This is a genomic window from Vibrio sp. vnigr-6D03 (assembly GCF_002835515.1).
Lineage (GTDB): Bacteria > Pseudomonadota > Gammaproteobacteria > Enterobacterales > Vibrionaceae > Vibrio > Vibrio penaeicida.
Genome location: NZ_PIZL01000031.1, coordinates 61,867 through 72,013, shown reverse-complemented (window position 1 = coordinate 72,013; position 10,147 = coordinate 61,867). Strand labels below are relative to the sequence as shown.

The 10,147-nt window shown below is 44.4% G+C and carries 8 protein-coding genes; 3 read left to right on the top strand and 5 right to left on the bottom strand.

Annotation, left to right across the window (positions count from 1 at the left end):
* Positions 1 to 616: 616 nt before the first annotated feature.
* Genes CW749_RS22895 through CW749_RS22885 form a run of 3 tightly spaced genes read right to left on the bottom strand, consistent with a single transcriptional unit; the run spans position 617 to position 3,508 of the window.
* Positions 617 to 1,177 (bottom strand): hypothetical protein, encoded by a 561-nt coding sequence (locus tag CW749_RS22895; RefSeq protein ID WP_101114715.1) that lies wholly within the window; start codon positions 1,175 to 1,177, stop codon positions 617 to 619.
* Positions 1,177 to 1,728, bottom strand: coding sequence for a sigma-70 family RNA polymerase sigma factor (locus CW749_RS22890; RefSeq protein ID WP_101114714.1), 552 nt, complete (start codon positions 1,726 to 1,728; stop codon positions 1,177 to 1,179). Before CW749_RS22890 ends, CW749_RS22895 begins: the two co-directional genes overlap by 1 nt.
* A gap of 55 nt (positions 1,729 to 1,783) precedes the next feature.
* Positions 1,784 to 3,508, bottom strand: a complete 1,725-nt coding sequence (locus tag CW749_RS22885) for a VWA domain-containing protein (protein ID WP_101114713.1) — start codon at positions 3,506 to 3,508, stop codon at positions 1,784 to 1,786.
* Positions 3,509 to 3,817: 309 nt separating this feature from the next.
* On the opposite strand from CW749_RS22885, the gene CW749_RS22880 reads away from it, so the two are divergent.
* Entirely contained in the window at positions 3,818 to 4,711 is an 894-nt protein-coding gene (locus CW749_RS22880) for a bile acid:sodium symporter family protein (protein ID WP_101114712.1), read from the top strand.
* Positions 4,712 to 4,847: 136 nt separating this feature from the next.
* Here CW749_RS22880 and CW749_RS22875 read toward each other — a convergent pair whose 3' ends face one another.
* Positions 4,848 to 5,378: a 3'-5' exonuclease gene (locus CW749_RS22875; RefSeq protein ID WP_101114711.1), complete on the bottom strand. Its 531-nt coding sequence runs from the start codon at positions 5,376 to 5,378 to the stop codon at positions 4,848 to 4,850.
* Positions 5,379 to 5,525: 147 nt separating this feature from the next.
* Complete coding sequence (locus tag CW749_RS22870) at positions 5,526 to 7,073, bottom strand: sensor domain-containing diguanylate cyclase (RefSeq protein WP_101114710.1); 1,548 nt, start codon at positions 7,071 to 7,073, stop codon at positions 5,526 to 5,528.
* Between the two features lie 451 nt (positions 7,074 to 7,524).
* Between CW749_RS22870 and CW749_RS22865 the strand changes: the two genes are divergently transcribed.
* Both CW749_RS22865 and CW749_RS22860 read left to right on the top strand, forming a co-directional pair.
* A complete protein-coding gene (locus CW749_RS22865) occupies positions 7,525 to 8,157 on the top strand; it encodes a DUF2760 domain-containing protein (RefSeq protein WP_101114709.1) in 633 nt (210 codons plus the stop codon).
* The gene (locus CW749_RS22860) at positions 8,157 to 10,100 is read left to right on the top strand and encodes an Hsp70 family protein (protein ID WP_101114708.1); all 1,944 of its coding nucleotides are present in this window, start codon (positions 8,157 to 8,159) and stop codon (positions 10,098 to 10,100) included. Before CW749_RS22865 ends, CW749_RS22860 begins: the two co-directional genes overlap by 1 nt.
* The last annotated feature ends 47 nt before the right edge of the window (positions 10,101 to 10,147 follow it).

Below are 10,147 nucleotides of genomic sequence, written 5' to 3'. Positions count from 1 at the left end.
CGCACAAAACAAGCCGCTGCATTACGCCTTAAACACTAAATTCACCGCAAACTAAAAATGCCACGCGTTGTTTGTCGGTTTGAAGCTTTTGTTAGAGCGATACAGACAAAAAACTCGCTTGGCAATGAAGCACTTAGCTTGCATTCAATGAACTGCATCTTAGCCAACAAAACCTTCTGCAACCAGACCACAGAACCCAAAACACCGATTCAGTCGAGAATTTAGGGAAACGAGCCGAGAGCAAAGCTTGATAATTCAGCGAACCGGATTGATTTTGAAAGCTTGCAGCAACTTGGATTGCGACGACTTTTCCATCTTGATGCTGGTTGAGGAATCAAACTAAAAAAACTGAAGCCAGCAATTTTCTAGAGCCTTAATACCCTTGAATTATCAAAGCGCTATAACAACTTATTATACAGATACTTTCCGTATATCCTACCAGCTGCATTCCATATAACAATCCTACTCGTAAAAACAAAATCCATACATATCAAACACAAAGGTGTAGTTTTACTTTTTCACACTGGCGAAAGGTGTATTTCTTCACTCTAAAGCCAGATTGTTCAAAAAAGTATCGACCTGTATAAGTACACATATAAAGAATGCACGTACGTTTCTACTCACTTTGTAATAACTCAGCTAAGTGGTCTGGTAGGGTTTCTGCCAGGGCTGGGTTTTCCTCCAAAAGCCTTTTCAGCATTTCTGTCGCTTCTTCTTTCTTACCTTCAAGAACAAGCGTCTCTATTTGAGCAAATGGATTCAATTGCGCCTCTAATTCAGGAATATCCGCCATCATTCTTTCATGGCTTTTCACGCTTTTGTGCTCTTTCATCTGAGAAGCTGCGGGAGCCGGGCTTGAAAATGTCGGTACCGCATCGGTTTGTGCTTCCATAGAATCGTCGAAGCTCTCAGGAGAAATCGACTCTAGCTGCATTTCTTCGCGAATAAGATTTGGCTCTTCGACCCAATTCCATGGGGTTAATAGCGTAACGAATACGATAGTCGCAGCAAGACCAAATATGGGCTTCCAGTTAGCGATATAATGCGGCTTTGCATCAACTACCCTGCTTGCCTTTGCGTACTCCAAAATGGCGTCATCAGTCTCTTTAGAGGGCGTTTCAGTTGCACTTTCTTTGTACATTTTGACGACATCTTCATCGTTTAATGGTGGCGTCATTATCTATCTCCCAATTTACGTGTTAGGCACTCTCTTAAATTTTCCATTGCATAACGAAGACGAGTTTTGATGGTCTCAGGTTTAGACGCGACAATGTCACAGATCTGCTTCAGAGAAAAACCAGATTCGTGCTTTAACATAAACGCTTCTAGCTGAAGCGGGGCAAGCCCGTCCATGCAAGTTCTAATGGCATTTTTACTTCGTATCGCAAGTGCATTTTCGTCCATATGCTCGATATTGCCCTCATCTAGCTGTGCAAGGTAATCCTTTTCAGAAAGACGCTTTCTATAAACATCAACCATCAAATTATGAACGATTTGATAGAGCCAAGTCGTGAACTTTGCTGTTGGCTTGTAACTCCCGTGAGCATCGATCACTTTAAACCAGACTTCTTGAAACAACTCTTCAGCCATTGCCTGCTGCTCAAGTTTTAGCTGACGCTTAAAATATCGATATAGGGGGTCTTTATGGCGAGCATAAAGCACAGCAAAGGCGGGTTGATAACCTTTACTGAACATCACCATCAACTGTTCATCCGTTTTGTCTTGCATCTATCCCTGCTATCCACGTAATGAAATGCGTTAACACACTATCAAATTATTACATTCAGAGGCTTTGTGCCATCTCTACGAGTTTGACAAATTCCCCTCGATAATTGTGCGGGTCGTCACCCCGATTAGCGCGAGCAATGCCTGCAATATCATCATACTTAACGTTATTTAGGTAGTTATTATCCTTCAGTTTTTGTGCAAAAGCCGCAACAGCGGTAGCAAACTGAAAATCTGAGCTCGCTTGAGAAAAAGCAGAACGAACGTCCTCTTTCAAAACCACTTGTTGCACCAGCGCGCTTTCACTCTCTTGAGGTAATTTATATCGAACTTTTATCTGAACCAATTCGTCACGGTGAGCCTTCACTACTTGTACAGGTTCGTCCTTCTGATATCGCAAGTCATCAATTTGCCCCCTGCTGTTCGTCAGTGTCAGTTCATACAACGCGGTAACCGAATGCCCCGCTCCGATTTCGCCTGCATCAACAGCATCGTTGTTAAAATCTTCATCCTTTAACATTCGGTTTTGATACCCAATCAATCGATACTCTTTCACGTTATTAGGGTTAAACTCCACCTGAATTTTCACATCGTGTGCGATGCTTTGCAAAGTGCCACTCATCTGTCTTAACAGCACTTTTTTCGCTTCATGTAAGGTATCGATATACGCATGGTTGCCATCCCCTATATTGGCCAGTTGCTCCATTAAACCGTCATTATAGTTACCGCGCCCAAACCCAAGCGTGGTTAAAGATATGCCTTTTTCTTTCTCATTTTTAATGATCGTTTTAAGGTCATTGATATTGCTCACACCGACATTAAAATCGCCGTCGGTGGCTAGAATCACTCTATTTACACCACCTTTGATAAACCCTTTTTGAGCTTGCTGATAAGCCAGTTTAATACCGCTTTCACCGTAGGTTCCTCCACCAGCTTGAAGTTGCTTCAGCGCCGTTAAAATCGCTTGATTGCTGTCCCCTTTTGTAGGTTCTAGCACAACAGAGGAATGACCAGCATAAGTCACAAGGCTAACCCTATCATTGCTACCTAACTCTTTTACTAGTAAAGACAAGCTCTGTACCAATAAAGGCAATTTGTTGGGCTCTCCCATAGAACCAGATACATCCACTAAGAAAACTAGATTCGAAGCCTTACGTTCAGAATTAGGAATGTCATAGCCTTTTAGAGCAATCCGGAGCAGGTGGCGTTCTGCATTCCAAGGAGAAGGCGCGACTTCAGATTGAAGAGAGAAAGGCTGGCTTTTACTTTTTGGCGTGTTGTATTGGTAGTCAAAGTAGTTGATGAAGCCCTCTTCCCGAATTGCATCAGAGGGCGGTTTTTGCCCCATATTGATATAGCTTCTTATGTTCGCGTAGCTACCTGTATCCACGTCGATAGAGAAAGTCGAAAGCGGTGCAGTAGCCACTTGTTTGACTCCATTACTGGGGGTATCTAGGTAGTTGTCTCTATTACCAATAAATGGAGAAGGCTCAATGCTGGGCATAGGGTGAGCAATCATAGATTTCGTCATGCGATTACTTGGGACAACAAAAGAGATCGAATGCTCTTGCGCGATTTCATATTGAGGAGCACTAGCGTCGGCAATTGCCGCCTCACTGACCATTTTATCTTCTTCGGGAGCCTTGTGGTTTCTAGCCACCTCATCTGTTTGGTTTGCTTGATTTGAAGTACCTAGTTGTTGGGTCGTACCTGCATTTTCAGTGCATGCGGTGACTAAACCTAAAGCAATTATTACAGCAATACAGCTCTTCGTGAGTTTCATAATGTTCGTCCTATTCGTTATTTGATTAACCTTTATTTTGACTAATCGTGTTTGGATGAAAGTTATAAACGGACGAGATAAAAAATGGGGTGAAAAAATTTTCGTTTTTTTTATTTATACCTATGTATGCCTATTTAGGGCTTCATAGATAGGCTGGAATACAAACTGGGAGTATTTAAAATACGGTATAAGGAATATTGCTCTCAAAACTCCATGATATTCATGAAAGTTAAAACAAAATGCTCGTAAACTATGAGCAAGTGAACCTGAATTGATTGCTTTCAACAGCTAACCGAATAGAGAGAAGATATGGATTTAGCACAGTGGGTTTCGCAAGTCGCATTGCCAATTTGTTTAGCATTGATGATGTTTGCGATGGGTATCAGTTTGACCATCAAAGATTTCACCCGTGTCGTCAAGCACCCCAAAGCCTTTGGAATGGGTGTATGCCTCCAATTGATAATATTGCCTTTGTTGGCGTGGGCACTATTGGGGTTGTTTGGTTTATTTACAGCTGTGCCTCTAATTGTCGCGAGTGGATTGATCATTTTGGCGGCATGCCCTGGCGGCGCCACGTCTAACATTATCTCTCATATCGCAGGTGGAAATGGCGCATTATCCATTAGCATGACAGCGATAGTCAGCCTTCTTACGCCTTTTATATTGCCTATTACACTTTCCTTCCAATTGTCGCTGTTAAATGACGGGCAAGGAACGGCGCTTACTCTGCCTATTGTAAAAACGCTAATGCAGCTCATCGTGGTTACCGTTATCCCTGTAGCGCTGGCTATGGTGCTAAAAGCAAAATGCCCTAACTGGGCTCAGCGTTACGAAAAAGGAATTCGCAAGGCGTCCACTCTCTTATTTTTAACGATGGTTGCAGCGCTGACGGCTGTGAACTGGGATAAATTGTTCGATTCAGGCTGGCTGGTAGCCGCTATCTGCTTGAGTTTGAGCTTTATAGCAATGATCGTCTCTTACTTCGTTTCAATCAAAGCGCAGTTAGAAGAAAAGAACCAGCTTACGCTTATGATAGAAACCAGCGTTCAAAATGCTGGAACAGGAATGTTCATTGCTTTGGCGTTACTGCAATCACCCGCTTTAGCGACTGTACCCTTGATGTACGGTCTATTGATGAACATTCCGGCTTTAGCACTTATCCTTTATGGGAAATATAAAACGCCAGCGGTTGCTATACCGTAATAGAAAGTAGTATGCCGTAATTGAAAGCAGTAGCGCCTAAACAAAATAGCGATGCCAAAAAACCGTTTCACTCAAAACGCAAAAAGGCACGAAGCCGTGCCTTTTTATTCGGTTCATTTGCTAGGGTCTGTTGACCCTAGAGCATAACCAGTGCCAACTTCGCTAAATTGTAGGCATCAACAAAGCCTGAATGCTGCCTACCTTCCCATTCGATACCGCGTGCTTCTTGGGCTGCCCTATGACCAATACGCTTGTCTTTTAAGCGATATTGAATTCGATAAATTGTCGCGAGATTTAAAAACTCTTTAAAAGGCAGGTCAATCCCCTTTTCCTTGCATTCCGACATAAGAATCAGGTCATCTCTTCCCCATGAAGCATAAATCTTGTTCGCGCCACCAAAATTCTTAATCATGGACTGAATCACCTCAGCCAGTGGACGCCCCTGCTTTTCGATCTTGCGAGGAGTAATACCTGTAAGCTCACTGCAAAAAAGAGACACTTCATCATGTTCGGGTTTCACATAATACTGTGCTCTTTTCACCACTTCACCTTTGTGTAAATCGATTTCTGCTAACCCTATTTCGATGATTTCGCCCGTCGTGCCGACGCCATCTTTGTTCCAGCAGCACATTTCCAAATCGAAGCAAACAACGCGATTGTGGTTCATTTTTTACCTTTCGTTAGGAGATTTTTGAGGGAGATATATTCGAGGCGGCATTGTATACCCAAGTCACCTATAAATTCTAGGCTCCATACGTGCTTTACGCTCTATGCGGCATAGCTCTATAAAACTTGGCGACATGTAAATAACAACTCACGCACAATTCCCGACAGAAACGCAATTCCTGCCCGCTTGCTTACTTGAATACATCAGAGCGTCAACGGCTCTCATTAGCTCCTCGCTCGATTCACCCGCTCTAGGTTTAGCACCTGCACTTAGGGTAATATCGATGCTCAAGCGACCAAACTTGACGGGAGAACACGAAACACGACGAATCAATCGACTCACATACGCCGAAAGAATATCCTCATTGGTATCGTACGTTAGAATACAAAACTCATCACCTCCAACCCGAGCAAAGAAGTCGCCATCATTGAGTTCTTCCGAAATAATGGTCGCCACATGCATGAGTGCCGCATCGCCCGCAGCGTGACCATATTTGTCATTGATCACTTTAAATTTGTCGATATCAAAGCCGACTAAGGAAAACGGAGCATTCTTCTCCATCACCGTCGCAAACATCTGGTTAAACGCTCTTCGATTGTATACGCCCGTTAAGGTATCGTGGTCCACCAAATATCGTAACTCGCTTGTTTGCTCTTCAACTTTTTGTGCTAAGCGGTACTTTTCTCGTGAGATTAGGTTCACAACAAATGCCGCCAAAGACGCGACAACTAAGCCGCACAACGCAATACTGGCCAATGTCCATTTATCATTTGCGGTCATCGGCGACATCAGCCTGAACTTCAATATCCATTCGCGATTTTGTAAACGAATCGTCTTTCGAATTTTGAGCCCTTCGGTTTCCGCCCATCCTGCACTTTCAAATAAAATGGGGTCGTCATCAGCATCGAACCCAATGTCTTTCACTTGAATCACGAGCTCTTGTTCTGCTGCGGTTCTAAGCATCAAATCTTCAAAATAACGGGTGGTTCTGACTACACCCACCATCACGCCAAGTAAACTTTGGTCTTCATGCGAAAACACAGGGTGGTAAGCCAGCATTCCCGTTTTAGGCAACGTTTTGTCCTCGCCATCTTGCAGCAATCGAATCTTATCTGAGATGTTGGAATCACCGGTTTTTACAATGTCTTTCAATATGACTCGAAAACGTTCCCGAGACGAATAGAAGCCAATCAGCTTTTTGTTTTGTTCACTTCTCGGGTAGATGTCAGAGACAATGTATGCATCCTCTCCTTTCGGTAGTATGAAACCGAACGTTTTTGGCTGGTCTTTAGGGACGGTATGAAGCTTTACATCGGGGTCAAGTTTACGAAGATGGTTGAGGTGATCAGCTAGATTCTCTTCCTTTACTCTTGGCATCCACTGTAGCCCGATCAAGCTGGAAGAATCTTTAATTATTTCTTCTGCAAAAATGGGGAATTGCCCCCAATCCTCGGACTCAACAGAATGGAAAAAATTCGCAGCAGCGCCAATAAAATCAATGTCTTTCTCAACCAGAACTTTAAGCATTTGGCTTTGCCGCTCGGCGAGATTATCAAACAACCGAAACGTATGGTTTTGTTGGCTTAATGCGGCTAAATAAACAAACAACAGAGTCACAAAAGCGATAACACCAAACGTTAACCAAGGTAAGAAACTGCCTTTGGGTTGATTGTGTCTCTGGTCACTTAGCGGCATAAAATCTCCATGGACAATTATCGCCCGGTTCTTTATTTGCACAAGAGCATTATCTGCAGAAGAGCGCTTTGTCTTTAGAAGAGCATTTTATCTGCAAAAGAACACTTTATGTGCAAAAAAGCATTTTCCTGCAAGATAACACGTTCCCTATAAGGCTCGAAGCAAACTGGATACGGTTGAATATCGTACCACACACATATACAGAATGAAGTTCTAATAATATTTTTAACTCAGAAGCACTCACTTTGATATGTAACAAAGTATTGCATAGCGCAAAAATTCAACAAGCACGCTTTTTTTCGTGCTTTTTCACCCTTTTTCTTCCTTCCGGCACCCTTGAATATGTTACAGTGCGCCCCAATTTTTTCCGCTATATCTCGGTATTCTGGTCTCTAATGAACCACACGCTATCATTACCTGAATGCCTATTGCTTATACAGAGAATTCCAATATGAACTTTGACATCAATTTAGTTCCTCAAACTTTCGACATGCTGCATACCGGTCTCGCAGCATCCAGTGTTTTATTACTTTTAATCGCAGTAGGAAGAAGATCGCAAGTCATCGAAAAAGTGATCGAGAAGCCTGTAGAAAAAATCGTGGAAGTTGAAAAACCTGTCGAGAAAATCGTCGAAGTAGAAAAAGTTGTAGAAGTAGAAAAAGTCATAGAGAAAGTGGTTGAAGTGGAATCCAAACTCGCCACTGCGTCGACCGATTCTGCTATGCAGTTACTTTCTATCATGCAACAAGAAGCGCGCTTGATAGATTTCCTACAAGAAGACCTGACGTCTTTCTCCGATGAGGAAGTGGGCGCGGCAGCTCGTGTTATCCACACCGGTGGCCAAAAAGTATTGAACGAATATGTTTCACTGGCGCACATACGCAATGAAGATGAAGAAACGCGCATCACCATTGAAGAAGGGTTCAACCCACAGCAAGTACGCCTAACCGGTAACGTAACGGGTAACGCTCCATTTAACGGCACTTTGGTACACAAAGGCTGGAAAGCAGAATCAATGAATTTGCCTAAATTGGCAGAAAACTATGATGCTACGGTTATCGCCCCAGCGGAGGTGGAGCTGTAATGGACAACCATCATTCACCTTCGAATCAAACATCCCCCACTTTCAGTGTTGGAATCGATTTAGGAACAACGCACTGCGTGTTGTCTTATGTCGATATTACGGATGAAGATGCTCGTGTTCATGTGTTGGACATTCCGCAACTAACTGCACCTGGCACGGTTGAAAATCGCAGCCAGCTCGGCTCATTTTTATACCAACCTCACGATCATGAAATGAACCCCGCATCACGCGTGCTTCCTTGGTCGTCAGAGCCAACAGCGCTTGTAGGTGCTATTGCACGTAACCTCGGGTCGAAAACCCCCATCCGTTTAATTGCGAGTGCTAAATCATGGCTTTGCCATGGCGGGGTAAACCGCAGAGAAGCGTTTCTACCGGCAGGCAGCCCTGAAGAAGTGGCAAAAGTATCGCCGCTTCGCGCTACCGAGCTGTACCTTGAACATCTTAAGGAAGCTTGGGATCACGCGAACCCAAACCAACCCTTAGCCCAGCAAGACGTGACCATCACCGTACCGGCTTCTTTCGATCCGGCAGCGCGAGACCTTACAGCAGAAGCAGCTCGTAATGTCGGATTTGCTCATCTTACGCTTTTGGAAGAGCCGCAAGCGGCGCTCTATAACTGGATAGATAACAGTAACGATGCATGGCGTGACGAAGTCAGTGTAGGTGACATTGTTCTTGTGGTTGATATTGGTGGTGGTACAACAGACCTTTCATTGGTTGAAGTAACACAAGAAGACGGCAACTTGTCTCTCAACCGTATCGCCGTTGGTGAGCATATTTTGCTGGGTGGCGACAACATGGACTTGGCACTTGCGTACCGCTTGAAAATGAAGCTGGCGCAAGAAGGAAAAGAGCTTCAGCCTTGGCAAGTACAAGCCATGACTCACGCTTGCCGTGATGCGAAAGAAGCACTGCTGAACGACGCTGAATTGCAATCGGTGCCTATTGTTGTTCCAAGCCGTGGCTCTAAATTACTGGGCGCGACATTAAAAACGGAACTGACTCAACAAGAAGTGCAGCAAACGCTGGTTGATGGATTTTTCCCGAAAGTGGCGGTAACAGAACATCCGGTTCAGAAAACTCGCGGTGCATTAACACAGATGGGTTTGCCATACGCACAGGATGCGGGCATCACTCGCCATATTGCCGCGTTTCTTTCTAAGCAAGCTAACGCTCTACAAACCGATGCTTCGTCTGAGCAACCCGCTGCTCAAGATTTTAACCCTTTCGCAAACATGCCCGGTATGCCAGATGCTGGAAACGCTGAGCAAGCAGCCGACTTTATTAAGCCATCGGTTATTTTGTTCAATGGTGGCGTGCTTAAATCCCCTCTTCTCGCCGAGCGCTTGGAAGAAACCATTAACGAATGGCTGATTGAAGCAGATTCTGAATACGCCAAACGCTTAACTGGTGTCGATCTTGACTTGGCGGTTGCGAGTGGTGCGTCATACTATGGCGCAGTGCGTCGTGGTCAAGGCGTTCGTATCCGCGGTGGTATCGCGTCGTCTTATTATGTTGGTATCGAAAGCGCAATGCCTGCGATTCCAGGTATGGCACCGCCAATGGAAGCGCTGTGTGTTGCTCCGTTCGGTATGGAAGAAGGTTCCAGTGTTCAAGTACCAAGCCAAGAATTTGGTTTGGTCATCGGTCAGCCAGTTCATTTCCAATTCTTTGGTTCTACCGTTCGTCGTGAAGATCAAGCTGGAACACATCTGGATTACTGGGCACCAGAAGAATTGGATGAGCTACCAGAAATTCAAGTAACGCTTCCTGTGTCGGACGGCAGACGAGAAGGCGAAGTGGTTCCCGTCACTTTGGCGTCCAGAGTGACGGAATTGGGCACCTTATATCTCGAAGCCATCGCAGCAGATAACGGTCAGAAGTGGCATGTTGAATTCGATGTACGTGAAGACGGAACGTCCACTGGCTCATCGAACCAATAAGAAACAACAAAACGGCATCCAATGGGTGCCGTTTTCTCAGGTTTGTT

Coding starts and splice junctions, on each gene's coding strand:
- CW749_RS22860 (WP_101114708.1), top strand. CDS start 8,157: ATGGACAACCATCATTCACCTTCGAATCAAACATCCCCCACTTTCAGT.
- CW749_RS22890 (WP_101114714.1), bottom strand. CDS start 1,728: ATGCAAGACAAAACGGATGAACAGTTGATGGTGATGTTCAGTAAAGGT.
- CW749_RS22885 (WP_101114713.1), bottom strand. CDS start 3,508: ATGAAACTCACGAAGAGCTGTATTGCTGTAATAATTGCTTTAGGTTTA.
- CW749_RS22865 (WP_101114709.1), top strand. CDS start 7,525: ATGAACTTTGACATCAATTTAGTTCCTCAAACTTTCGACATGCTGCAT.
- CW749_RS22880 (WP_101114712.1), top strand. CDS start 3,818: ATGGATTTAGCACAGTGGGTTTCGCAAGTCGCATTGCCAATTTGTTTA.
- CW749_RS22875 (WP_101114711.1), bottom strand. CDS start 5,378: ATGAACCACAATCGCGTTGTTTGCTTCGATTTGGAAATGTGCTGCTGG.
- CW749_RS22895 (WP_101114715.1), bottom strand. CDS start 1,177: ATGACGCCACCATTAAACGATGAAGATGTCGTCAAAATGTACAAAGAA.
- CW749_RS22870 (WP_101114710.1), bottom strand. CDS start 7,073: ATGCCGCTAAGTGACCAGAGACACAATCAACCCAAAGGCAGTTTCTTA.